This is a genomic window from Alishewanella sp. HL-SH06 (genome assembly GCF_052656265.1).
Genome location: NZ_CP199752.1, coordinates 2202990 through 2227057, shown reverse-complemented (window position 1 = coordinate 2227057; position 24068 = coordinate 2202990). Strand labels below are relative to the sequence as shown.

Below are 24068 nucleotides of genomic sequence, written 5' to 3'. Positions count from 1 at the left end.
TATTAAACAGATACAGGGATGTATTGCTTGTTGTTTGAAAATGCTCTCTCAAACTGACATGATAAATAATGTTAATGACTATTCCGTTCAATCACACCATTTGCTATAGCTTTTTAGCTGCCCCAGCATAGTTAACTCACGTTTAATCTTCATCGTTATTGCCAACGATTCTTCAGCGACAAGCTCTAATAAGCACCTCTGGTTAAAACCTAGATTAGCAGAGAAGAATTTTATATTTACTTGGCGATAATCAAGAACTCGGCGCACGTAACTCCAGCGCTTTTAGCCCTATTAATGTAGCAATATGCTGAACAAATTACGTATTTAGGTTGCTTTATTGACTAATTTGAATTGTTTTTGAGCAAAAAAAAGTGTAGCTTTAAAAACAATATATTTACATAAAATCCAACATTAAGATTCAATCCCAGCAATTATTGTAAATTGTTTAAGCAATTGGAGCGTGTTAAAAATGATCAAATTTTCAGCTGCTATCATATTTTCTATGCTAATTATGGGTTGTGCAAAATCGTCTCATAATATTACTGGCCAAGTTAAACCTGTTATTGCATCCTCAAATGTTGTTGTTTATGACGACGCGCCACAGGCCTACACAGAAATAGCCACGGTCAGTGCCAGTAGTCGAGAATATACCGTACCTTATGATCCCTCAAGCAATTCAAAAGGGACAAAAAACAGTTTGCTGTTTCGTTCCTCAACATTTTAGCAAACAATTTTTTGCCCGTTAATTGGGCGTTATGCGCCAAGTATCGGATTAACATCCATACTCTTATGAAGAATACGGATGATTTTAATTTGTTGACTGCCGATCTGTTGATAAAAGATAACGTGGCTACCTTGAGGGAATTTACGATATCCGATTCTGATTTCATCGCATGTTTTACCGATGTCGGGGTTTTCTGCTAAAAGCCAAAATGAATCATCAAATTGTTTTAAATAGATATTTCGTTGCTCTTTTCCCCAGCGACGCTGGGTAAATAATGCGATATCTCGCAAATCAGTTTTAGCAGCAACGGTGAGATTAAATGGCTTCATCGAGAGTTTTCACTATCAAGTTCATTGATAAAGCTATCGAGGTCATATTCTGCGTCACCGCTTTGTTCGCCTTCGACAAGTAGTTGACGAAGTGAGTTAAGTTTGGTTTCTTGGTTTTCGAGTAAGCGTAGCGCTGAGCGAATGACTTCACTCGCTGAGCCGTAACGCCCACTTTGGATCTGGCTTGCAATAAAGCCCTCAAAGTGTTCTCCAATAGTTATACTTGTGTTCTTGGCCATGTGCAGCTCTCCGGATACCAAAAGTTACCTAATTATGGTATTAAGTGGAGTTGTGAGCAAGGCGCATAACAAACAAATTTTATCGCCAGCAAAAAGCGCTGGCTGCGATGTCAACCCGCTGCGCGGCTTTCCGCGCTAAATTTGGGCGTTACACCTAAAAGGAGAGATCGTGCTAGATATTTGGTATACATTCCCTGCCACGATGGGCGAGGACAGAGCTTGGATATCCTACAATCACGGTTACGGAGAGGTTGCAGAATCAGACCCTCGTCACAACGTTTTAAGAATCAGGCTCACGCTTAAAAACCCCACAGAAACAGGTATGCCAACAAATGAGGAGTATCCTCAATTATCTAAAATTGATGAAATGTTAGATGAAAAATTTTCTGAGGTTGGCCGTGTTTATGTTGGGCGCGTAACCGTTGATGGTCATCGTTTCTTTTATTTTTATCTAAACATTGAAGAAAAGCAGGCATCAGAAATAATTGATGAAGTAACATCCAAAACTTCTTACCAAATGCAATACGTGCACGAAAAAGATACTAACAAAAAATTCTATTGGGAGCAGCTTTATCCAACAGATGACGACTGGCAGGTAATTCAGGATTTGAAAGTTTTGGATTCACTGTCTGAAAACGGCGATCTTAAAGATAAAGAGAGGGAAGTTATGCACTGGGCATATTTCCCAAGTGACTCTTCATGCAATCAATTTGCTGCATGGGTAAAGTCAGAAAATTATGAATTACACTTTACAGGTAAAGACGAAGACAGCTCTGATTGCTATACAAAATTTACTCATGTTGGAGCTATGCATCTTGTGGATATAACCAACCATACGATTAAATTAGGCAAAAAAGCACGAGAGTTAGGTGGTAGGTATGATGGGTGGGAAACCAGTGTCGAAAAAAAGTAGGTGTAACAAAAACATTATGTTGGGAGTTTTACTCGTTGAAAAAGCGCTCCTAAAACCCCCATATGTTAAACGTTGGTATGACTCCCCATAAATCTTGCTCATTACTAGAGAGTTGAAATTCCTCTTGCCAAGTATTCGCAGAGCCGAAGGCTAGGATAAAGGCAACAAAACTTATAATAATCAAGTTTTAAAACGTGCCAAAAAAACGAGTATTTCAGTAAGCACAGCGCTAATCATTAACTACGTTAAAAATCGTTACAACTAATCCAGAATATCTACAAATTCCCCAGGTTAATTCTTATTTACTAATAATCCAAAATCGTAAATTTTTATTTCCAATTTTATGCACCATTAATCACTCAAAGTGGGAATCCCAGTTATTGTGAAACATCCCAAATCGATATGAACTTTAAAGACAATTATAGACGATTTAACATAATATACATTATGAGCTATATTGATTATGTTAGGCAAAAGCACCTGCTGACAGCATTTTGATGCAATAATGCACCATTTAACTAATAAAACCGTATTGATAAGCATCTTACCTTTGAGTGTTTTATTATGCGGAATACCAGTATTAACTATTCTTTAGCGATATGTGCTTTTGTCTTTAGTCAGGCTTTTGCGCAAACCACTTTAAACAATCAATCTGCGAGTGCTGCTATGTCAGAGCCAGTAACATTACAATTTTATAATCCACAACATTTCAATCAAGCCATGTTGATCCATGATACGGTTATGGGTGGCCGCTCTAAAGGAAATGCACGCTTAATGTCTGAAAATAACGGTGTGTTATTTGTTGGTGATTTATCTTTAGAAAACAATGGCGGTTTTGCCTCGATAGAATTTAATTTGGCGCAAGCCTTACCCAAGCAACGTTTTCAGCAAGTGGTATTAGCCACGGTTACCGATGGCAGAACTTATCAGCTACGTTTAAAAACACCTTTTATTCCTCGCGGTGTGGCCTATGTAGCAGAGTTTAAAACAACGGCTGATGCACAGCGCTATACCTTTAATCTTGCTGATTTTCAAGGGCGTTATCGGGGCCGAGCTTTAACCAATATGCCAGAACTTCACTTTAAAGATGTGCAGCAAGTCTCTTTAATGCTCGCAGATAAGAACCCTGGACCATTTCGAATTGAGTTGTATGATCTGCAATTTAACCAATAAAATAAATTGTTAAAATCAAGCAGTTACCGTTACTGCTCACTGAAAATTAATGGTAAAGGTATTGATATTAAAGGCTTATTTTTGTTTTGCTGCCCACTGCAAGTGACGCTGTATAGCGTCGTCTGCAAGTAATAACTCTAAGGTATTAAAACGCTGCGCCAAAGTGATTTCATCATATTGTTTATGAATGGCTTTGTGACACAATCGGCACAAATAAACACCTTGCTGTAATTCTGCTTTGCTGTACTTTTTGTTAAAACGGCTACGCCGATGCATTTTACGTGGAATAAGATGATGAAAGGTCAGTAACGTCTGTCGCTGACAAAGCTGACAATGTTTCACCGCCAACAGCATAGTTAACTCCTCTCGCTTTAAACGTTAGCCACACCCTACTCGACATTTTTTGCCCATTACTTAATGGCTAAGATATACATATTACGTTGAGTGCTTAGGATGTTTTACGCGGGAGGCGGTGTTTTAGCTCTGTGAAAATGCAGCTGCAATTTCACAGAGCTCACCAAATATCGAAGAAATCAGACTATACTTATGCCAGCTCTGCAATGATAGCCTGTAATGCAGCTAACGGATCTGCCGCTTTGGTGATGGGTCGACCAATCACCATGTAATCCACACCAACCGCTTTGGCTGCTGACGGTGTCATGACTCGGCGTTGATCATCAGCTGCGGCATCGGCTAAACGAATACCGGGAGTTACTAATTGAAATGCACTTCCAAATTGTTGTTTTAACATACTGGCTTCTTGTGCCGAGCACACTACTCCATCTAACCCCGATTGTGCCGCTAAACCTGCCAATTTCATCACTTGCTCAGCCGGTGTTAAACTGATGCCCAGTTCGGTTAAATCTTGTTGTTCCATGCTGGTTAACACCGTAACCGCAATTAATTTGGGTCTGTTGTTTCCAAAGGGTTGCAAAGCTTCTTGCGCTGCTTTCATCATACGACTGCCACCACTGGCATGCACATTAACCATCCAGACGCCAAGATCCGCGGCAGCACTCACCGCTTTGGCTACGGTGTTTGGAATATCATGAAATTTCAAATCAAGAAAAACGTCAAAGTGACGTTGTTGTAAGGCTTTGACAAATTGCGGCCCAAAATGAGTAAACATCTCTTTGCCGACTTTTAAACGACATAATGACGGATCAAGTTGACTGACCAGCGCCAGAGCATCGGCTTGCTTTTCATAATCTAAAGCAACAATGACAGGAGACTTGCACGACATGAATTATCCTTTGAAAAAAATTAACGGCCATCTACGCCAGCAATAGGATCTACCGTTTCCCATTGCTGACATGAAGGACATAACCAATACGGTTGACGAGTTTTAAAGCCACAGCTGCGACAGCTGTAAAGAATTTTACTGGCAAGATAAGCATTCACCAGCTCTTCTACTGAGCTGAGAACCTCTGCCGCTTGAGCAGATTGCTGTTGCCGAATTTGTAACAATTTTTGAAATAAACGAATGTTCGGCTGTTGCCGTAATTTATCAAGCACATAATGCTCTGCAGCGGTAATTGAGCCATGTTCAGTTAACCAATCGCACAATAATAAACGCGCGCTGGTATTGTGATGCTTATCTGCAAGCAAGGTAAGCAACTGATACCACTCATCTTCATCTAAATGGCATTGGCTTAATTGCGGTAAAATATCCGCACTCCATTGTGGCTTTTGTTTCAAAATGCTCAGCAAAGCACCTTTAGCCGTAGCCGCATCATGCTGAGTTAAGGCTAACTTTGCCAATTCAAAACGTGGACGAATAGCCTGAGGATAACGCTCGGCCAAGTCCGCCAAGATAGTCAGATCCAGCGCAGCCCCTTTTAAACTTTCCGTATGCAAATTAGCCAGCGCAATACGTAACGACTTAGACTGGGTATTGGCCACTTCAGTGGTTAATGCAACCGCTTTGCTTAACTCATGCGTCGCCATAAAAATACTGAATAGTTGCTTTAGCGAGGCTTCGCGTAATGCTTCGCTGTTAACTAACTGCAGTAATAAATGCTCTGCCCGATCATACAAACCCGCAGAGTAATAATCTTTAGCCAACTCAAATTGAATGTGTTGTGCTTGTACTTTAGGCAGTTTTAATTGGTGCAGTTTTTCGTGAATACGAATGGCTTTATCCCAATCACCTTTGCGACGGAATAGATTAGCTAATGCAAGGTAGGTGTCGATGGTAGCAGCTTCAATATCAAGCAGTTCAAGTAACTGCTCGATCGCTTTATCTTCTTGATCTGTCAAGAGGAAATTTAAACCCGAAGATAGGTTTCGGGTAATATTTGCCCTACCCTTAAGCTCTTTATGTTTGAGGCTATTTTGCCCCATAAACCAACCGTAAGCAACGGCGACGGGAAGCAAAAGAAATAGCAGCTCAGGCATAAGAATTAGGTGTTATCAGTTGATTTATTTAGCCAACGTTTTGTTTTTCGTTGCAGCGCAAATAACAAACTTAACAGCAGTCCGATTATTAGGCCTAAAACTAGAAAGATCACTGCGATATCAATTACTCGCAATGTTAGCTTAACAACCAACAAATTCAGTTCGGCAGTTTGCTGATTAGTTGAGCCTAGTAGAAAACCAAAAAGTACTACGGCTACAATAAATAAAATAAATAATATTTTGCGCAACACTCAGCTCCGCTTAAGAAATAAAAAGCGCTTACGTGTTGTCTTTTACGCGGTCACGTAACTCTTTACCGGGTTTGAAATGAGGTACGTATTTGCCATCAAGTTCTACTTTGTCGCCTGTTTTTGGATTACGGCCTAAACGAGCGGCACGATAATGCAAAGAGAAACTGCCAAAGCCACGTATTTCAATACGCTCACTTGATGCTAAAGATTGTGCCATCTGTTCCAAAATTTCTTTCACAGACGCTTCTACATCTTTGACTTGAATATGGGGAAAATCAGTAGCTAACTTTTCAATCAATTCAGACTTGGTCATAGCCCCTCCGGCAAACCTGCGAGTAGAATAAGCAAGGGGCGAATGCCCCCTGCTTTATCAGCAATTAATCCTGCTTTTGAGCAGCTTTAAATGCTTCAGCCATAGCGTTACCACCGAAATCAGCTTCTTGTTGTTGCTTGCTGTTTACAGTGTCCATAGCTTCTTTTTCTTCAGCTTCGAATTTCGCTTTGATAGATAGGCTAATTACGCGGTTCTTACGATCCACACCCATCAAACGCGCTTCAATTTCTTCGCCAACTTTCAATACAGTTGATGCATCTTCAACACGGTCACGTGAAATATCAGATACACGAACATAACCTTCAACAGCGCCTTCTAACATAACAGTAGCGCCTTTCGCGTCAACGGCAGTAACTTCACCTTTAACGATAGCACCTTTTTTGTTATCAGCAAGGTAACCATTGAACGGATCTTCATCCAGTTGTTTGATACCTAAAGAAATACGCTCGCGCTCTGGGTCAACTTGTAACACAACAGCGTGTACTTCGTCGCCTTTCTTGAATTCACGAACCGCTTCTTCGCCAGTGGCGTTCCAGCTGATGTCTGATAAGTGAACCAGACCATCGATACCGCCGTCTAAGCCGATGAAGATACCGAAGTCAGTGATTGACTTGATCTTACCGCTTACACGATCACCCTTGTTGAAGCCCTTAGCGAACTCTTCCCATGGGTTAGCTTTACACTGTTTCAAGCCTAAAGAAATACGACGACGTTCTTCGTCAATTTCTAGAACCATCACTTCCACTGAATCACCTAAGTTAACCACTTTAGATGGGTGGATGTTTTTGTTGGTCCAATCCATTTCTGAAACGTGAACTAAGCCTTCTACGCCTTCTTCGATTTCTACGAAACAGCCGTAATCTGTCAGGTTAGTTACACGACCCGTGATGCGAGCACCTTCTGGGTAACGTGAAGCGATAGCTGCCCACGGATCTTCGCCCATTTGCTTCAGGCCTAAAGAAACGCGTTGCTTTTCGCGGTCGAATTTCAGTACTTTTACTGGAATTTCGTCGCCAACGTTAACAATTTCGCTTGGGTGCTTAACGCGCTTCCATGCCATATCAGTGATATGCAGTAAGCCGTCTACGCCACCTAAGTCAACGAATGCACCGTAGTCAGTTAGGTTCTTAACGATACCTTTAACTTCCATGCCTTCTTCTAAATTCTCTAACAGCTGATCACGTTCTTGGCTGCTTTCAGATTCGATAACGGCACGACGTGAAACCACGACGTTGTTACGCTTCTGATCAAGCTTGATAACTTTGAATTCCAGCTCTTTGTTTTCTAAGTGCAGCGTGTCACGTACTGGACGTACGTCAACTAATGAACCAGGCAGGAACGCACGGATACCATCAACTTCAACTGTGAAGCCACCTTTAACTTTACCAGTGATAACACCGATAACCGTTTCTTTATCATCGCAAGCTTTTTCCAGGCGAACCCAGGCCTCATGGCGCTTAGCTTTTTCACGTGATAATAAGGTTTCACCGAAACCATCTTCAATAGCGTCTAATGCTACGTCGATGATGTCACCTACACTCACCTCGATCTCACCGCTCAAAGATTTGAACTGTTCAACCGGAATAGCTGCTTCTGATTTAAGACCGGCGTCAACCATAACAACGTCTTTCAGAACCGCTACAACAGTACCTTTAACGATGGCACCAGGACGAGTTTCGATAGTTTTGAGGCTTTCCTCAAACATTAGTGCAAAATTTTCAGTCATATTCACTTTTTCAGTTAAGTTCACCACGTCGCATCTTGCGTTGTGGGGTTGCTAAGTTTACCAATAACATCCTTATTACTGGCTGTCCAAAATGCGGCCTTGGCCTGGTTCAAACGCTTGTTAACGACAACTTACTGTTAACAAACTGCAGTACCTCTTGCAGCACCTGTTCAATGGGTTTATTGGTCGAATCCAGCATGTAGGCATCAGCTGCCGGTTTTAAAGGCGCTGTAGCACGATTCATATCGCGCTCATCCCGAGCTTGGATTTCGTTCAAAAGGTCGCCGATGTTAACATCAAAGCCCTTTTCTTTCAACTCTAAATAACGACGCTGCGCCCGTTCTTCGGCGTCTGCAGTTAAAAATATTTTAACTTCTGCTTGTGGAAAAACGACGGTTCCCATGTCGCGACCATCCGCCACTAAGCCCGGCTCTTCCGCAAAGGCCCGTTGCCGGCGTAACAAGGCTTCACGCACACTAGGCAGTGAGGCAATTTTTGAAGCCATGTCAGCAACGTCTTGAGTTCGAATGGTTTGGCTGACATTTTCGCCTTCTAACGTCACGCGTGTGTTACCGTGTTCATCGCCACTGAATTGCACATCGAGATGCGCTGCTAAAGGTTGCAGTGCCGCCTCGTCGCTTGGATCAATTTGATGGTGCATAGCAGCTAACGCTAACACGCGGTATATAGCGCCGCTGTCGAGTAATTGCCATCCCAGGTGTTGCGCCAATAAACGGCTAATGGTTCCTTTACCTGAACCGCCTGGTCCGTCGATGGTAACGACTGGTGCTAATTGTGGCATCCTACCCCCTAAGTTAAAACGTCTATTCGGTGTTTCAAAACGCGGCTTATTATACAGCTTTTTATGACGATTGCTGGTTTAACTGCAATTTATAAAAACAAAAACGCGCAACCATTTTTGGTTACGCGTTTTTAGGTTAGATTAAGGGTTTTAATGGCTTAGCTTAGTGAATTCCGTAAAGTAGCTGGGAAAGGTTTTGGCAGTACAATCCGGGTCTTCTATTGTTACGGCTGTATCACTAAGTGCCACTAGCGAAAAACACATGGCCACACGGTGGTCATTATAGGTCGCAATACTGGCATGTTGCAGTTGTGCTGGCGGCACAATTTTTAAATAGTCTTCGCCTTCTTCCACCTCAGCGCCTACTTTTCGCAATTCTGTAGCCATCGCGGTTAAGCGATCGGTTTCTTTAACCCGCCAATTATAAACATTACGAATTACGGTTGGGCCTTTGGCGAACAAGGCGGTGGTGGCAATCGTCATTGCTGCATCAGGGATAGCGTTGTAATCACGGTCAATGCCACGCAACTCATTACGCGTAACCGATATATAATCGTCACCCCAATCGACCATCGCGCCCATTTCAGCCAACGCATCGGCAAAGTGAATATCACCTTGCACAGCATGTTTGCCAATTCCGGTGACCTTAACGGTGCCTCCTTTGATAGCCGCAGCGGCCAAAAAGTAAGATGCCGATGAGGCATCACCTTCAACTAACCACTGGCCGGGTGACTGATAACACTGGTTACCCGTAACCAAAAAGCGCTTATAATCTTGGTTTTCTACTTCAATACCAAAGCGAGACATTAACGCTAAAGTAATATCAATGTAGGGTTTAGAGACTAATTCACCTTGGATCTCAATAACACTGTCACCCGCTAATAAAGGCGCGACCATCAGTACTGCCGTTAAAAACTGACTGGAGACACTGCCATCGATCAGGCAATGCCCGCCTTGCAGCGGCTTACCACGAATACGCAGTGGTGGATAATTAACGTCGCCCAAATAGTCGATATCCGCTTGCCACTGCACCAGTGCATCCACTAAGTGGCCAATGGGGCGCTCATACATTCTTGGCTCGCCGGTTAAGGTCACATCTACTCGGCAAGCAGCCAGTACCGCCGTGAGCGGACGCATTGCGGTGCCCGCATTACCCAGGAAAATCGATACGGGTTCAGCGTGAGAGAATACCCCACCATTACCGACCACAGTACAACGCGTGCGACAAGCAGATAATTGATACGAGATACCCAGAGCAGTTAATGCGCTAAGCATGTGCCGAACATCATCACTGTCGAGTAAGTTGGTGATGGTGGTAGTGCCTTTAGCTAAGGCGGCTAATAACAACACGCGATTTGAAATACTTTTTGAACCGGGTAAATGCACTTCACCGGCGATATGCGCAATGGGGTTTAAGGTTAGCGTCTTCATCCGTTTACCTTTGCAAAATCTTTCATAAAACTCACTAAAGCCTCAACACCTTCTTGTGGCATAGCGTTATATAAACTGGCGCGCATCCCACCCACCATTCGATGGCCCTTTAAAGCCAATAAACCTTGCTGCTCAGCTTGCTTTACAAAGCTGTCGTTTAATTGTTCATCAGCTAGGAAAAACGGTACATTCATCCAAGAACGATAAGCCGGTTCAACATCATTACGGTAAAAATCACTTTCATCGATGTAGCGATACAGTGTCTCGGCTTTACGTTGATTGCGCTGCGCCATCGCGGCTAATCCACCTTGTTGTTTTAACCATTTAAACACTAAACCCGCTAAATACCAGGCGTAGGTGGGTGGTGTATTAAACATGCTGTCATTTTCAGCAGCGAGGCGATAATCCAAGATCGCTGGAATGGCGGCATCTTTTGCAGGTAACAGATCTTCACGCACAATCACCAGGGTTAAACCTGATGGGCCGATATTTTTCTGAGCGCCGGCATAAATAACGCCATAACGCGCAATATCAATGGGCCGTGATAAAATGGTCGACGACATATCTGCAACAATCGGCACCTGGGTTTGCGGTAAATCGGTAAATTCTAAACCATCCACCGTTTCATTGGGGCAGCAATGAACGTAAGCCGCATCTTCGTGTATCTGCCAGTCACTACTGGCTACCATACTGCGTAATTGTACAGCAGTTTTTTGCCGAATATCGTGCTCACGAACCGCGCCAAACTTTTTCGCTTCTTCTACTGCGGCTAGTGACCAAGCACCAGACACGATATATTCAGCCGTTTTGCCGCTGTGCAATAAATTCAGTGGCACTGCTGAAAACTGCCCACGGCCGCCACCGTGCATAAATAAGACTTTGTAATTGTCGGGAATGGCTAACAGATCTCGGAGATCTTGCTCAGCTTGTGCGGCCAGTTGCATAAATACTTTACTGCGATGGCTCAATTCCATCACCGAACAACCCTGTCCTTGCCAGTTAATAAATTCCTGCTGTGCCTGTTGCATCACCGCTGTAGGTAACATGGCTGGGCCAGCACAAAAATTATAGGTGGTCATTGTCATATCTCGCTTCTTTGTTGGTTAATTTCAAACTGGCCTTGGTTATTTTTTATTCTAAAAACAAAACGAGCGCCAAAGCGCTCGTTTTTTGGGGTTACTCTTCTTCGCCACTGGCATCTTGTGCTAATTGGCTGTCTTGTACTTCTGGCGTACGGCTTGCGCCTTCTTCGGTTACCGCTAAGATTTCATCCTCTTGGATCTCATCAATGCGTTCCACGCCAACCACTTTTTCACCTTCTTGAGTACGGATCAAGATAACACCTTGCGTGTTACGGCCGACTTCAGAGACTTCTTTCACACGAGTACGTACCAAGGTGCCTTTGTTTGAAATCATCATGATTTCATCGCTTTCTGACACTTGCACAGCACCCACCACCAAGCCGTTACGCTCAGACACTTTAATCGATACCACGCCTTGTGTGGCCCGGCTCTTCGCTGGGTATTCGCTTAATGCTGTTCGCTTACCGTAGCCGTTCTCAGTAACTGTTAAGATGGGGTTATCGCCGTTCGGGATAATCAGTGAAACAACACTGCCTCCTTCACGTAAACGAATACCGCGCACACCGGTAGCCGTTCGGCCCATGCCGCGTACTTGATCTTCAGTAAAGCGTACCACTTTACCGTCATCTGAGAACAACATGATTTCGTTGCTACCGTCAGTGATCGCGACATCAATCAGGTGATCGCCTTCGTTTAGGTTAACCGCAATAATACCGTTGGCACGTGGACGCGAATAATCTGTTAACGCCGTTTTCTTCACGGTACCATTGGCCGTGGCCATAAACACATATTTGCCTTCTTCGTACTCACGTACCGGTAGAATGGCGTTAATACGCTCGCCTTCTTCCAGCGGTAATAAGTTGATAATCGGTTTACCACGCGCGGTACGGCTGGCCAGCGGTAATTGATAGACTTTCATCCAATACATCCGGCCACGATTCGAGAAACATAAAATCGTATCATGGGTACTGGCGACCAGCAGCTTATCAACAAAATCTTCGTCTTTAACCGTTGTTGCCGCTTTACCACGACCACCACGACGCTGCGCTTCATAATCGCTCAACGGTTGGTACTTGGCATAGCCAAGGTGCGATAAGGTCACCACAACATCTTCTTCGGTGATCAAATCTTCGATATTGATATCCAGCATATTATCCTGGATCTCAGTGCGTCGAGCATCGCCATACTGCGCTTTAATGGCTTCTAATTCTTCGCAAATTACTTCCATTAAACGTTCAGGGCTGGCCAAAATATGTAATAACTCGGCAATCAGTTCTAACAGATCTTTATATTCAGCTAAGATCTTTTCATGTTCCAGGCCGGTCAGCTTTTGTAAGCGTAAATCAAGAATGGCTTGAGCTTGGTGTTCCGTTAAGAAGTAAAAACCATCACGAATACCAAAATGTGCTTCTAACCACTCTGGTCGTGCGGCATCTTCACCAGCGCGCTCTAACATCGCCGTTACGCCACCAAGTTTCCAACCACGCTCAACTAAACCAGCTTTCGCTTCGGCTGGGCTGGCAGAGGTTTTAATCAGTTCAATAATTTCATCGATGTTGGCCAGTGCAATGGCTAAACCTTCTAAGATATGGGCACGATCACGCGCTTTACGTAAGTCATAAACAGTACGACGGGTAACCACTTCGCGGCGATGCAGAATAAAGTATTCCAGCATCGGGATCAGGCCCAATAACTTTGGCTGATTGTTGGCCAAGGCCACCATATTGATACCAAACACGGTTTGCATTTGAGTGTTGGCATACAGCTGGTTTAACATGACGTCGCTTGATTCGCCACGTTTCAATTCAATAACGATACGCATACCGTCTTTGTCTGATTCGTCACGTAAAGCCGATATGCCTTCAATACGTTTTTCTTTAACTAATTCCGCAATTTTTTCAATTAAGCGAGCTTTGTTCACTTGGTAAGGAATTTCGTGCACGATAATCGCTTCACGACCGGTTTTTTCATCGGTTTCGATAAAGGTTTTCGCGCGGATATACACCTTACCACGACCCGTACGGTAAGCTTCTTCAATACCTTTACGGCCATTGATGATCGCAGATGTGGGGAAATCGGGACCAGGGATATATTGCATTAATTCATGCAATTCAATGTTTGGGTTAGCAATTAAAGCTAAACAGCCATCGATCACTTCGGTTAAGTTGTGTGGCGGGATATTGGTTGCCATACCCACAGCAATACCCGAAGAGCCGTTGATCAATAGATTAGGCACTTTGGTTGGCATAACCGCAGGGATCATTTCGGTGCCGTCATAGTTTGGCACGAAGTCTACGGTTTCTTTATCAAGGTCAGCCAGCAATTCGTGTGCAATACGCGCCATGCGAACCTCGGTGTAACGCATCGCCGCTGCAGAATCGCCGTCGATGGAACCAAAGTTACCTTGACCATCTACTAACATATAACGTAACGAGAATGGCTGAGCCATCCGGACGATCGTGTCGTATACCGCACTATCACCGTGTGGGTGATATTTACCGATAACATCGCCGACAACACGTGCCGATTTTTTATAGGCTTTGTTCCAATCGTTGCCCAATTCCTTCATTGCGAATAACACACGACGGTGTACTGGCTTCAAACCGTCCCGCACATCGGGTAAGGCGCGGCCTACAATGACGCTCATCGCGTAATCGAGATAAGAATTTTTTAATTCTTCTTCGATATTAATCGGGACTATTTCTTTGGCCAGATCTGTCATAAAACGTTATTTTCCCTTAAATCAAATAGATAACTCGCTTTTTTTGATCTTCTACAGCGCGAGACAACGCGGGATTCTACCACAGAATCAGCGCCTTGCCATGCCTGTTTATGCCTTGTATAAAGATTGCTGTCTTTGCCATAACAGATCAAGGCCTTATAATGACAAAAAACAACAAGGTTAGCATTATGACAACGCATACTAATGTCGATCCCGCAGAGATCGCGAAATTCAATGATATCGCTGCCCGCTGGTGGGATCCAGAAGGTGAATTTAAGCCTTTACATCTGTTAAACCCGACGCGTTTAGGCTTTATTTGCGATCAAGTCGGTGGTATTTTTGAAACGACAACACTTGATGTGGGCTGTGGCGGCGGTATTTTAGCGGAAAGCATGGCACGGGCCGGTGCTAACGTCACCGCAATTGATATGGCCAGTGAGAGTTTAAATGTGGCGCGTTTGCATGCTTTAGACAGCGCTCTGACGATTGATTATCAACAAAGCACGGCCGAAGCGTTTGCCGCAATGCACCCCGCTAAGTTTGCTTTAGTCACTTGCATGGAAATGTTAGAGCATGTGCCTGAGCCCGCTTCAGTGGTTCAAGCCTGTGCCGATTTAGCTGCGCCTGGCGCCACTTTGATTTTTTCGACGATTAATAAAACGCCAAAAGCCTATTTAATGGCTATTTTAGGTGCAGAGCATTTATTACGGATCGTGCCTAAAGGGACGCATCAGTTTGATAAATTTATTCGCCCCTCTACACTGATGCGCTTTATCGAAGCGGCCGGCTTAGAGGTTGTGGATGCGACCGGTTTACACTTTAATCCGGTTTATAACAGCTTTAAAATTGGCCCTGGGTTAGACGTTAATTATTTTGTGGTGGCACGCAAACCCGCATAAGACAGCTAGCCGCCTAAACTAGGCGGCTTAATAACCAGATAAACTTAAAACGCTGCTTATTAGAACAAATGATTTTTTTACGCATTTTTAGCATAAAACACTTGCCTAAAATGCGTGATACCCGGCACACTGACTGTCAGGTTAGCAGCTACTTACTAGATTAAACATTCCGAAATTTTGCCGCAATTCCTCTCTTGCAAAAATCATTAATCCACTCTATCTTGTGATCGAATTTAGAAATACACCCATATGTTGTGTAATACAGCAGCAACACGGGTTTATTTTATCACCGTGTTTTGCACACGCATCCCTTTATGATTAAAAAGAAACGGAATACTTCAGCAATGACTCAAACTCTTTTTGTGACCAAGCGCGATGGCCGCCGTGAACCCCTCGATTTAGATAAAATCCACCGAGTGATCACTTGGGCAGCCGAAGGTTTAGCGAACGTGTCGGTATCACAGGTAGAATTGAAATCGCATATCCAGTTTTATGATGGCATTAAATCTTCAGACATTCATGAAACCATTATCAAAGCAGCGGCTGACTTAATTTCGAAAGACACCCCTGATTATCAATATATGGCGGCGCGTTTAGCCGTGTTTCATCTGCGTAAAAAAGCTTACGGTCAATTTGAGCCACCACACCTTTATAAGCATGTGGTTAAGATGGTGGAAGCTAAACGTTATGATGCGCATATCCTGGCCGATTACAGCGAAGCAGAATTAGATCAACTTAATAGCTTTATCGATCACGGTCGTGATTTGAACTTCAGTTATGCTGCGGTGAAGCAATTAGAAGGTAAATATCTGGTGCAAAACCGGGTTACCGGTGAAATTTATGAAAGCGCGCAGTTTTTATATATTTTAGTCGCGGCCTGCTTGTTTGCGAATTATCCGAAGAGCCAACGCTTGGATTTTATTCGCCGTTTCTATGACGCCACTTCGTTATTTAAAATTTCATTACCCACACCCATCATGTCTGGTGTGCGTACCCCAACCCGTCAATTTAGCTCATGCGTGTTAATTGAATGTGGCGATAGCTTAGACTCGATTAATGCGACTTCAAGCGCTATCGTCAAATACGTGAGTCAGCGCGCGGGTATCGGTATCAACGCCGGACGTATTCGCGCCTTAGGCAGTGCTATTCGAAATGGTGAAGCCTTTCATACTGGCTGTATCCCATTTTATAAGCATTTTCAGACTGCAGTTAAAAGCTGTTCGCAAGGTGGTGTGCGTGGTGGCGCGGCAACTTTATTCTACCCACTTTGGCATTTAGAAGTAGAATCATTGCTTGTTCTGAAAAACAACCGTGGTGTTGAAGAAAACCGCGTGCGTCATTTAGATTACGGTGTGCAGTTCAACCGCTTAATGTATACCCGTCTAATCAAAGACGACTACATCACCTTGTTTAGCCCATCGGATGTGCCAGGCTTGTATGATGCTTTCTTTGAAGATCAAGAGCAGTTTGATGCTTTATATGTGAAGTACGAAGCCGACAGCAAAATTCGCAAAAAACGGATAAAAGCCATTGAACTGTTCACCTTGTTCATGCAAGAGCGTGCCAGTACCGGCCGTATCTACTTACAGAACGTTGATCACTGTAATACTCACAGCCCGTTTAATCCTAAGCTTGCGCCAGTGCGTCAAAGTAATCTCTGTTTGGAAATTGCCTTACCTACCAAGCCACTTGAGCATGTAAACGATCCTAATGGTGAGATTGCCCTGTGCACCTTATCTGCGTTTAACTTAGGGGCCATTACTGATTTATCTGAATTAGAAGAGTTGGCTGACCTAGCCGTACGTTCATTAGATAGTTTGTTAGATTATCAAGACTATCCTATCCCAGCGGCTTACTCGGCATCGATTGCCCGTCGTACTCTGGGTGTAGGTGTGATCAACTATGCCTATTATCTGGCAAAAAATAGCGTGAAATACTCTGACGGTTCCGCTAACGGTTTAACGCACCGCACCTTTGAAGCGATTCAATTTTACCTATTAAAAGCGTCAATGAAACTAGCGCAAGAGCGTGGCCCTTGTCCGAAGTTTAACGAGACCACTTATGCGCAAGGTATTTTACCAATTGATACCTATAAAAAAGATTTAGATAAAGTTTGCCAAGAACCCTTACATCTAGATTGGGAAACACTGCGTAAAGATATTCAACAATATGGTTTACGTAACTCTACTTTATCGGCCTTGATGCCGTCAGAGACCTCTTCGCAGATCTCTAACGCCACCAATGGTATCGAGCCGCCACGTGGCCATATCAGTGTTAAAGCCAGCAAAGACGGTATTTTAAAACAAGTTGTTCCAGAATATGAACGCTTAAAAGATCAGTACGAATTGCTTTGGGATATTCCGACTAACGATGGTTACTTAGCCTTAGTCGCGATCATGCAGAAGTTTATCGACCAAACCATTTCGGCGAACACCAACTATGATCCCGCTAAGTTTGTTGGCGGTAAAGTACCGATGAAAGTCTTACTGAAAGATCTGCTTAACGCCTACAAACTTGGGGTTAAAACCATGTACTACCACAATACTCGTGATGGTGCAGCAGACTTGCAAGATGATATTAAAGCGGCCGCAGCAGAAGAAGATGATGGTTGTGCCGGCGGTGCTTGTAAAATTTAGTCAGTGTGGTGCTAGCCTGCTTGGCTAGCACCATAAATACAATCGTTTAGGGTGCTGTTTAACCCAATGATGTTTATCACTTTGTTTCTCAGGATTAGTAACTAACATGGCGTATACGACTTTTAACCGCAACATGAACGACCAAATGAAAGAACCGATGTTCTTTGGTAATTCTGTCAATGTTTCACGGTATGACCAGCAAAAGTATCCCATTTTTGAAAAGCTGATTGAAAAACAACTGAGCTTCTTCTGGCGGCCTGAAGAAATCGATGTCAGCAAGGATCGTATCGATTTTCAGCAGTTACCTGAACATGAAAAACATATCTTTTTAAGCAATTTAAAGTACCAAACGTTGCTGGACTCCGTGCAAGGTCGCTCACCTAACATCGCGCTATTACCTATCGTTTCTATCCCAGAGCTTGAAACCTGGATTGAAACCTGGGCATTTAGCGAAACCATCCACAGTCGCAGCTATACGCATATCGTGCGGAATATCTCGTCTGAGCCGCACAAAGTGTTCGACGACATTATGTTGAACCAGAAAATCTTAGAGCGTGCTGAAGATGTCTCACGTTACTACGATGAATTGATCGATGGTATTAACCTGTATCAACGCCATGGTGCCGGTACCCATGTGCTCAATGGTGAAACGGTCAGTATCACCCTGCGCGAACTGAAAAAACGGCTGTATCTGTGTTTGATGTCGGTTAACGTACTAGAAGCCATTCGTTTTTACGTTAGCTTTGCATGTAGTTTTGCTTTTGCAGAACGCGAGCTGATGGAAGGCAACGCCAAAATTATCCGCTTAATTGCTCGTGATGAAGCACTGCATTTAACCGGAACACAGCATATGCTGAATATTATGGCCAGCGGTGATGACGACCCCGAAATGGCGGAGATCGCCAAAGAGTGCGAAGAAGAAGCGTATACCATTTTTATGCGCGCTGCCGAGCAAGAAAAAGATTGGGCGGCTTACCTGTTTAAAGATGGCTCGATGATCGGCTTGAACAAAGACATCTTGTGTCAGTATGTGGAGTTTATTACCAACAGCCGGATGCAAGCGGTTGGTTTAAAAGCGCGCTTTAGCACCACGCAAAATCCGATCCCGTGGATCAATACTTGGTTAGTATCTGATAACGTACAAGTTGCACCTCAAGAGTCAGAAATCAGCTCTTATTTGGTTGGCCAAATTGATAATGAAGTTGATAGTGGCTCATTTGGCGACTTTGATCTCTAAGCATAATGACTGAAGTGATCGTTAATGCGCAAGCGCCGCTACAGTACGATAGCGGCCAGCGCAATTTGCTCGATTTTCTGGAAAAACAGCAACACACCCTTAACTTTCAGTGCCGTGAAGGATTTTGCGGAGCCTGTCGTTGTACGCTGATAAGTGGCCAAGTTCGCTATTTACAAGAACCTTTAGCCTATGTTCGTCGTGGCGAATTCCTGCCTTGTTGTAGCGTTCCTGCCAGTAACATTGAAATAGAAATTCCGAAATAGGATAGCTATTTTTTGTTATTTCGCGCAAAATTAGCCCATTAGTTTCTCTAAGTGATCCGCTAATTCATGAAATCTGTTTTGCTCTCCCTGCTGTTAAGTTTGCCTACCACCAGCACTGTACCCACTGAGTTACAACAACTGTTTGAGCAAGCACGCTATCCGCAATTATTGCAACAACTGCAGCAAGTTGAACCTAATGCCGCCTTACAATTGTTAAAAGCAAAAACGCTGATCCAGCAACAGCAACGTGAAGAAGCCAACACCCTGCTTAATGAGTTAGTTATTGCCTATCCAAACGATGTGGCCATTTTGACCCAAGCGGCGCTAAATAAAGTGGCCTTAGCCAATGACGGTTCATTATTTCAAGCCAGAAAACGCGCAACTGACGCCCTGGCTTTATTTCAACAAGCGGTTGAACTCGATGCGCATTTCTATCCGGCACAACAAGCGTTAATTACTTTTTACCAAACCGCACCAGCAAATGTCGGCGGTAGTAAATCATTAGCGGCTGAGCAAGCGAACCGTTTACAGCAATTAAATGCGGTACAAGGGGTTTTGGCCAAGGTGATGATTGCGGTGAATGAGTCACGCTTAAATGAAGCCTTAGCTATGCTGGAACAGCAACTGCAGCTCAGTATTAATCAACCCGATTTGTTACTACGCAAAGCAACCTTACTTGCCCAGCAAAATGCCTATTTAGCGGCGCAAGAAGCCTATTTAAAAGCCTTACCCTTTTTAACTGATCCGATACAACAATATAGCAGTCGCTTTCAAATTGGCCGGCTGGCGGTATTTACCAATCACTATCAGCAGCAAGGTATTGAGGCACTTGAAAGCTATCTCGCTTATTACCAAGGCAGCCAACAAAGCCGAATCAGCCGTGCAAAACTGCGCTTAGCACAATTGTATTTGCAGCAAGGTAACAAAGACAAAGCACGTAGCTTGTATCTGCAAATCGCAGAAGTATTAACTAAAGAGCAAGACTTTTTAGATGCACGTTCTAAATTAGGAAGCTTATTACAGCAATAAGCTAATGCGTCAGTAGCGACTAAAAAATAAAGGCGACCTGGCATCTAGCAGCGTCGCCTTTTTTATCAGTCCCTTACTGTTTTATGCCTTCAACGCTCAATTCCATAAAGACAGTGCTAGATGCTGGGCCTAAATCGTAATTAATCCCAAAATCTTTCAAAGCAAAAGAAGTGGTGCCCGCGAAACCTGCACGATAACCACCCCACGGATCCTGACCTTCACCGATTTTCTCAGCCGCAATGACCACCTCTTTTGTCACACCATTTAAAGTGAGTTTACCGTGTAAATCAAAGTTATCGCCAGCTTTGGCAACAACCTTAGTACTTACAAATGTCGCCTTGGGATGTTTAGCAACATTTAAAAAATCGCTGCCACGCAAATGCTTGTCGCGCTCTGCATGGTTAGAATCAATGCTGTTAGTATCGATAGATAACTGGATCTTGGAAGCGGTGAGATCTGCAGCATCGTAACTAAAGTCACCGGCAAAGGTATTAAAACGCCCATACAGCCAACTGTAGCCAAGATGGCTTATCTTAAATTGCACAAAGGCATGGGCACCTTGCGTATCAATAACATAATCTGCGGCATGAACCGGTAAAGCCGACAATGTAGCCAGCGTTGCAGCCAATAATAATTTCTTCATCATATTCTCCAAGATTAAAGTTTACGGCCGAGCATGCGACTCAACGTCTGATCTTTATCAATAACGTGATGTTTTAAAGCCGCTAAGCCATGAATTGAAGCAAAGGCAATTAGGCTGTAGGCAACATATTCATGAACTAAACCCGCAATATCGGCTTGATGGTTAAACAATGCCCCAAGTGACGGCACGTCAAACCAACCAAATACGGAGATAGCACGGCCATCTTCAGTAGAGATCAGATAACCGCTCAACACCATCAATGCCATCGCCAAATACAAATAAGCTTGTACTACGCCAGAGAGCAATCTCTGCCAAGCGCGGTGGCTGGCGATGCTTTTGGGTTGTTGGCTGAACAGGCGCCATAACAAACGAATACACCACAACACAGCCAATAACATCCCAACACTTTTATGCCAATCAGGGGCGATACGGTACCATTTGCTGTAGTACGTTAAATCGACCATCCAGACACCCAGACTAAATAAACCAATAACCATAAAGGCCATCAGCCAATGCAGTAAAACACTGATTAATCCATAATGGTGTTGACTGTTTTTAAGCATGTTTATCTCCTGTGCAAGGTCATCATATATCAATTTAATTAAAGTTAAATTGCATTAATCAGCAATATTCATTCGATTTAATAGGCGGGATTGGCAGTGGAACAGCTAAAACAAGCAAGCCAGCTAGACGCTGGCTTGTTGTTAGTAAAATGAGGCTATGACCGTTTATTCAAATTTACCATCGCGGATGTGTTTTTCGCCGCGTAACTTAGCCAATTCAACTTGACGTTGCCGCTCGGCAAAAGCGGCTTTTTGCTCGTCAGTGGTCTTTTGATAACAATGCGGGCAGCTAAGGCCTTTTGCATAATGTTCTGAAGCCATTTCAACAGCCGACAAAGGCATCCGACAAGCATAACATTGATCATAACTGCCTCGAGCAAGGCCGTGTTTTACGGCGACACGCTGATCAAAAACAAAACACTCGCCTTGCCATTTGCTTTGTTGCTCGGGCATTTCTTCAAGATACTTTAAAATACCGCCATCAAGATGATAGACTTCAGCAAAGCCCTGCTCTTTTAAAAACGCCGTGGATTTTTCACAGCGAATACCGCCAGTACAAAACATAGCCACTTTTTTGTGTTTGGTTTTATCCAAGTTCTCGGCAGCCCATTGTGGGAACTCACGAAAATTTGTAGTGTTGGGGTTAATGGCATTTTCAAAGGTACCAATGGCCACCTCATAATCATTGCGCGTATCAATAACGATAGTCTCAGGATCGCTGATTAATTGGTTCCATTCTTCGCCTTTTACATAGGTACCCACAATATGCTTAGGATCAATACCCGGCACACCCATGGTGACGATTTCATTCTTTAATTTTACCTTGGTACGGTAAAACGCTTGTTCTTGCGCCAATGACTCTTTGTAACTCATGCCAACAAAGCGCTCGTCACTTTCTAACCAAGTTTTAACCGCATCAATACCCTGCCGCGGGCCAGAAATTGTGCCATTAATGCCTTCCGCCGCCAGCAATAAGGTGCCTTTGACTTTATGCATAACCATTTGATTATATAAAGGTTCACGCAGGTCTTCGAAATCGGGTAAATCAACAAACTTATATAAAGCAGCAACAACAAACATTATCTATCCTCTTGCTCGGCTGGATCGTAAATCCAGTGCAATTAAAAACAGCACACATTATATCGACAATACACGCACTCACCAAGCAGGTCTTAGCTAAAACTGCTAATTAACAAGTGACCTGCTAATAACAACAATAACACGCCCATCAGGCGGTCAAACCAAAATCCTTTAGACAGTAAAAAATGCCGAATACGCTGCTGAGTCAATAAGTAAGAGAGCATGCAAAACCACACCGCGGTCATCGCGGCCATGTAAAGGCCGTAAATCGCTTTAAATAACAATGGCGTTTGTGCAGAAATTACCACGGCAAATAACGATAAGAAAAATAACGTGGCTTTAGGGTTAAGGCCATTGGTAATAAAACCGGTGCTAAAGGCTTTTTTAGCACTAGGTAGCTGTTCATTACCCGCAGTGACATCAGCAGTGGCGCCTAATTTAGGGGCTTGCGCGCGAATAGCGCCCTGCCCTAAATAAATTAGATACAACGCGGCTGCAAGCGACAATAATTGAAATAACCAGGGGGTGGTTTTGATTAGTACCCCAATACCAATCAAAGAATATGAGACGTGCAATAAAATAGCGGCACCAATGCCTAAACTGGCATAAACAGCGGTTTTACGACCATAACGCACGGCATAACGCAGCACAATAGCAAAATCAGGGCCGGGACTGGCAACCGCCAGCAAATGGGCAGCGGCAATCACTAAAAATTCAGGCCAAAAACTCATGAAATTCACTCAGTAAATAATTTTTCGGTAATTGTAAAGATTGTCAGCGCCAAAGGCTACTTACCATTTGTCTAAGCTTATGAAAAGCAATGCAGTTAAAAGCCTAAATGCATAACTTAAACGAAGGCGCTACTTAAACACAATGACCATTTCAGCCGCACTACAGCAACAGATCCCTTCACATACAGGACAGGCATACCCCTGATAGGATAGCGCTTGCCAACGGTTTTCATGGATTTTAAGCAGTTCACCACCCGCTTTACTAAAGTAACGTACCGCACTGTTATGGGGTGATTCTCGCCATAGATGAGCCAAGCCAGCACGCGCACCTTGCTGTTTTAACGCTAAGCTTGATTGCTGCAGTAAGCGTTGGCCTATACCTTGACCTTGTAGTTTTGGACTTACCGCTACCGATTTAAAGTAAGCCATCGTCGAAACAGGTACCGGCCAACGTTCGCAACTACACCATTCGTCAGGCTGCCATTGTCCGGCAGCAAAGCTCAGGCGGTAACCGAGCACCTGCTGTGCGGCCAGCGCAACAAAGCTGGCATTGAGGCCTTGGCAAACCCCTTGCTGCTGCATAACAGCGAGTTTTTCGTTATCCATATAACCGGCACCATGCACCTCGTTCGCCAGTAGGGTCACTTGATCAAAGTGTTTAATCGTTAAAGGCAGAATGTCAACCGCGGTTGCAGAAAAGTTAGCAGAAGATAATTTGGACAAATTAAGCCCCTTTTGACTCAATAACATGTTAAAAAAAGCATCAGTTGCGACAAGCGACACAATAAATAAGATAGACAACAGCAACATTATTCAATATGGTTAAGAAGACGCAAAAAACAAAATGCAGCGTTAGCAGACACA

The 24068-nt window shown here is 43.7% G+C and carries 22 protein-coding genes and 1 pseudogene; 7 read left to right on the top strand and 16 right to left on the bottom strand.

Features of this window, described 5'->3' with window-relative positions; translation table 11 throughout:
• Positions 1–753 precede the first annotated feature (753 nt).
• Complete coding sequence (locus tag ACUJFK_RS10270) at positions 754–1053, bottom strand: type II toxin-antitoxin system RelE/ParE family toxin (protein WP_189484257.1); 300 nt, start codon at positions 1051–1053, stop codon at positions 754–756.
• Positions 1050–1292: a type II toxin-antitoxin system ParD family antitoxin gene (locus tag ACUJFK_RS10265; RefSeq protein ID WP_189484258.1), complete on the bottom strand. Its 243-nt coding sequence runs from the start codon at positions 1290–1292 to the stop codon at positions 1050–1052. The genes ACUJFK_RS10270 and ACUJFK_RS10265 overlap by 4 nt, the downstream gene beginning before the upstream one ends.
• A gap of 169 nt (positions 1293–1461) precedes the next feature.
• Here ACUJFK_RS10265 and ACUJFK_RS10260 point away from each other — a divergent pair, with 169 nt between their 5' ends.
• Together ACUJFK_RS10260 and ACUJFK_RS10255 are read left to right on the top strand one after the other, a co-directional pair.
• The gene (locus ACUJFK_RS10260) at positions 1462–2205 is read left to right on the top strand and encodes a DUF695 domain-containing protein (protein WP_445424770.1); all 744 of its coding nucleotides are present in this window, start codon (positions 1462–1464) and stop codon (positions 2203–2205) included.
• A gap of 666 nt (positions 2206–2871) precedes the next feature.
• Positions 2872–3378 (top strand): CIA30 family protein, encoded by a 507-nt coding sequence (locus ACUJFK_RS10255; protein WP_445424769.1) that lies wholly within the window; start codon positions 2872–2874, stop codon positions 3376–3378.
• A 75-nt stretch (positions 3379–3453) separates the two neighbouring features.
• Here the strand turns inward: ACUJFK_RS10255 and ACUJFK_RS10250 are convergent, their stop codons facing one another.
• The 9 genes and pseudogenes from ACUJFK_RS10250 to gyrA form a co-directional block, all read right to left on the bottom strand.
• On the bottom strand, positions 3454–3732 hold the full coding sequence (locus ACUJFK_RS10250; RefSeq protein ID WP_306178672.1) for an HNH endonuclease: 279 nt from the start codon (positions 3730–3732) through the stop codon (positions 3454–3456).
• A gap of 190 nt (positions 3733–3922) precedes the next feature.
• The gene (pyrF, locus tag ACUJFK_RS10245; protein WP_445424768.1) at positions 3923–4621 is read right to left on the bottom strand and encodes an orotidine-5'-phosphate decarboxylase; all 699 of its coding nucleotides are present in this window, start codon (positions 4619–4621) and stop codon (positions 3923–3925) included.
• Positions 4622–4641: 20 nt separating this feature from the next.
• Positions 4642–5637, bottom strand: coding sequence for an N-acetylglucosaminyl transferase (locus ACUJFK_RS10240; protein ID WP_445424767.1), 996 nt, complete (start codon positions 5635–5637; stop codon positions 4642–4644).
• Between the two features lie 417 nt (positions 5638–6054).
• A pseudogene (ihfB, locus tag ACUJFK_RS10235) lies at positions 6055–6348 on the bottom strand (integration host factor subunit beta); the annotation flags it as partial.
• Between the two features lie 55 nt (positions 6349–6403).
• Positions 6404–8086 (bottom strand): 30S ribosomal protein S1, encoded by a 1683-nt coding sequence (gene rpsA, locus ACUJFK_RS10230; RefSeq protein WP_226751685.1) that lies wholly within the window; start codon positions 8084–8086, stop codon positions 6404–6406.
• 109 nt (positions 8087–8195) lie between these two features.
• Entirely contained in the window at positions 8196–8888 is a 693-nt protein-coding gene (gene cmk / locus ACUJFK_RS10225; RefSeq protein ID WP_445424766.1) for a (d)CMP kinase, read from the bottom strand.
• A 150-nt stretch (positions 8889–9038) separates the two neighbouring features.
• The gene (aroA, locus tag ACUJFK_RS10220; RefSeq protein ID WP_445424765.1) at positions 9039–10319 is read right to left on the bottom strand and encodes a 3-phosphoshikimate 1-carboxyvinyltransferase; all 1281 of its coding nucleotides are present in this window, start codon (positions 10317–10319) and stop codon (positions 9039–9041) included.
• Positions 10316–11398, bottom strand: coding sequence for a 3-phosphoserine/phosphohydroxythreonine transaminase (serC, locus tag ACUJFK_RS10215; protein WP_445426773.1), 1083 nt, complete (start codon positions 11396–11398; stop codon positions 10316–10318). The genes aroA and serC overlap by 4 nt, the downstream gene beginning before the upstream one ends.
• A 97-nt stretch (positions 11399–11495) precedes the next feature.
• Positions 11496–14123 (bottom strand): DNA gyrase subunit A, encoded by a 2628-nt coding sequence (gyrA, locus tag ACUJFK_RS10210; RefSeq protein WP_445424764.1) that lies wholly within the window; start codon positions 14121–14123, stop codon positions 11496–11498.
• A 188-nt stretch (positions 14124–14311) separates the two neighbouring features.
• On the opposite strand from gyrA, the gene ubiG reads away from it, so the two are divergent.
• From ubiG to ACUJFK_RS10185, 5 genes are all read left to right on the top strand, one after another.
• Entirely contained in the window at positions 14312–15022 is a 711-nt protein-coding gene (gene ubiG / locus ACUJFK_RS10205; RefSeq protein WP_445424763.1) for a bifunctional 2-polyprenyl-6-hydroxyphenol methylase/3-demethylubiquinol 3-O-methyltransferase UbiG, read from the top strand.
• Between the two features lie 344 nt (positions 15023–15366).
• On the top strand, positions 15367–17658 hold the full coding sequence (gene nrdA, locus ACUJFK_RS10200) for a class 1a ribonucleoside-diphosphate reductase subunit alpha (RefSeq protein WP_445424762.1): 2292 nt from the start codon (positions 15367–15369) through the stop codon (positions 17656–17658).
• Between the two features lie 106 nt (positions 17659–17764).
• A complete protein-coding gene (gene nrdB, locus ACUJFK_RS10195) occupies positions 17765–18895 on the top strand; it encodes a class Ia ribonucleoside-diphosphate reductase subunit beta (protein WP_226751601.1) in 1131 nt (376 codons plus the stop codon).
• Positions 18896–18900: 5 nt separating this feature from the next.
• Positions 18901–19158 carry a class I ribonucleotide reductase maintenance protein YfaE gene (gene yfaE, locus ACUJFK_RS10190; RefSeq protein ID WP_226751602.1) on the top strand — a complete coding sequence of 86 codons (258 nt, stop codon included), beginning with the start codon at positions 18901–18903 and terminating at the stop codon, positions 19156–19158.
• A gap of 66 nt (positions 19159–19224) precedes the next feature.
• Positions 19225–20187: a tetratricopeptide repeat protein gene (locus tag ACUJFK_RS10185; RefSeq protein ID WP_445424761.1), complete on the top strand. Its 963-nt coding sequence runs from the start codon at positions 19225–19227 to the stop codon at positions 20185–20187.
• Positions 20188–20260: 73 nt separating this feature from the next.
• Here ACUJFK_RS10185 and ACUJFK_RS10180 read toward each other — a convergent pair whose 3' ends face one another.
• The 5 genes from ACUJFK_RS10180 to ACUJFK_RS10160 all read right to left on the bottom strand — a co-directional run bounded on the left by ACUJFK_RS10180 (position 20261) and on the right by ACUJFK_RS10160 (position 23927).
• A complete protein-coding gene (locus tag ACUJFK_RS10180; RefSeq protein WP_324295601.1) occupies positions 20261–20830 on the bottom strand; it encodes a YceI family protein in 570 nt (189 codons plus the stop codon).
• Positions 20831–20844: 14 nt separating this feature from the next.
• Positions 20845–21393, bottom strand: coding sequence for a cytochrome b (locus ACUJFK_RS10175; RefSeq protein WP_445424760.1), 549 nt, complete (start codon positions 21391–21393; stop codon positions 20845–20847).
• A 165-nt stretch (positions 21394–21558) separates the two neighbouring features.
• Positions 21559–22473 (bottom strand): oxygen-dependent tRNA uridine(34) hydroxylase TrhO, encoded by a 915-nt coding sequence (gene trhO, locus ACUJFK_RS10170; protein WP_445424759.1) that lies wholly within the window; start codon positions 22471–22473, stop codon positions 21559–21561.
• A gap of 92 nt (positions 22474–22565) precedes the next feature.
• The gene (locus ACUJFK_RS10165) at positions 22566–23204 is read right to left on the bottom strand and encodes a LysE family translocator (protein WP_445424758.1); all 639 of its coding nucleotides are present in this window, start codon (positions 23202–23204) and stop codon (positions 22566–22568) included.
• Positions 23205–23333: 129 nt separating this feature from the next.
• The gene (locus ACUJFK_RS10160; protein WP_226751608.1) at positions 23334–23927 is read right to left on the bottom strand and encodes a GNAT family N-acetyltransferase; all 594 of its coding nucleotides are present in this window, start codon (positions 23925–23927) and stop codon (positions 23334–23336) included.
• Positions 23928–24068: the final 141 nt, after the last annotated feature.

Excerpts from the sequence above, each read along its gene's own strand:
- ACUJFK_RS10270 (WP_189484257.1), bottom strand. The coding sequence starts at position 1,053 with ATGAAGCCATTTAATCTCACCGTTGCTGCTAAAACTGATTTGCGAGAT.
- ACUJFK_RS10265 (WP_189484258.1), bottom strand. The coding sequence starts at position 1,292 with ATGGCCAAGAACACAAGTATAACTATTGGAGAACACTTTGAGGGCTTT.
- ACUJFK_RS10255 (WP_445424769.1), top strand. The coding sequence starts at position 2,872 with ATGTCAGAGCCAGTAACATTACAATTTTATAATCCACAACATTTCAAT.
- ACUJFK_RS10250 (WP_306178672.1), bottom strand. The coding sequence starts at position 3,732 with ATGCTGTTGGCGGTGAAACATTGTCAGCTTTGTCAGCGACAGACGTTA.
- pyrF (WP_445424768.1), bottom strand. The coding sequence starts at position 4,621 with ATGTCGTGCAAGTCTCCTGTCATTGTTGCTTTAGATTATGAAAAGCAA.
- rpsA (WP_226751685.1), bottom strand. The coding sequence starts at position 8,086 with ATGACTGAAAATTTTGCACTAATGTTTGAGGAAAGCCTCAAAACTATC.
- cmk (WP_445424766.1), bottom strand. The coding sequence starts at position 8,888 with ATGCCACAATTAGCACCAGTCGTTACCATCGACGGACCAGGCGGTTCA.
- aroA (WP_445424765.1), bottom strand. The coding sequence starts at position 10,319 with ATGAAGACGCTAACCTTAAACCCCATTGCGCATATCGCCGGTGAAGTG.
- serC (WP_445426773.1), bottom strand. The coding sequence starts at position 11,398 with ATGACCACCTATAATTTTTGTGCTGGCCCAGCCATGTTACCTACAGCG.
- gyrA (WP_445424764.1), bottom strand. The coding sequence starts at position 14,123 with ATGACAGATCTGGCCAAAGAAATAGTCCCGATTAATATCGAAGAAGAA.
- ubiG (WP_445424763.1), top strand. The coding sequence starts at position 14,312 with ATGACAACGCATACTAATGTCGATCCCGCAGAGATCGCGAAATTCAAT.
- nrdA (WP_445424762.1), top strand. The coding sequence starts at position 15,367 with ATGACTCAAACTCTTTTTGTGACCAAGCGCGATGGCCGCCGTGAACCC.
- nrdB (WP_226751601.1), top strand. The coding sequence starts at position 17,765 with ATGGCGTATACGACTTTTAACCGCAACATGAACGACCAAATGAAAGAA.
- yfaE (WP_226751602.1), top strand. The coding sequence starts at position 18,901 with ATGACTGAAGTGATCGTTAATGCGCAAGCGCCGCTACAGTACGATAGC.
- ACUJFK_RS10185 (WP_445424761.1), top strand. The coding sequence starts at position 19,225 with ATGAAATCTGTTTTGCTCTCCCTGCTGTTAAGTTTGCCTACCACCAGC.
- ACUJFK_RS10180 (WP_324295601.1), bottom strand. The coding sequence starts at position 20,830 with ATGAAGAAATTATTATTGGCTGCAACGCTGGCTACATTGTCGGCTTTA.
- ACUJFK_RS10175 (WP_445424760.1), bottom strand. The coding sequence starts at position 21,393 with ATGCTTAAAAACAGTCAACACCATTATGGATTAATCAGTGTTTTACTG.
- trhO (WP_445424759.1), bottom strand. The coding sequence starts at position 22,473 with ATGTTTGTTGTTGCTGCTTTATATAAGTTTGTTGATTTACCCGATTTC.
- ACUJFK_RS10165 (WP_445424758.1), bottom strand. The coding sequence starts at position 23,204 with ATGAGTTTTTGGCCTGAATTTTTAGTGATTGCCGCTGCCCATTTGCTG.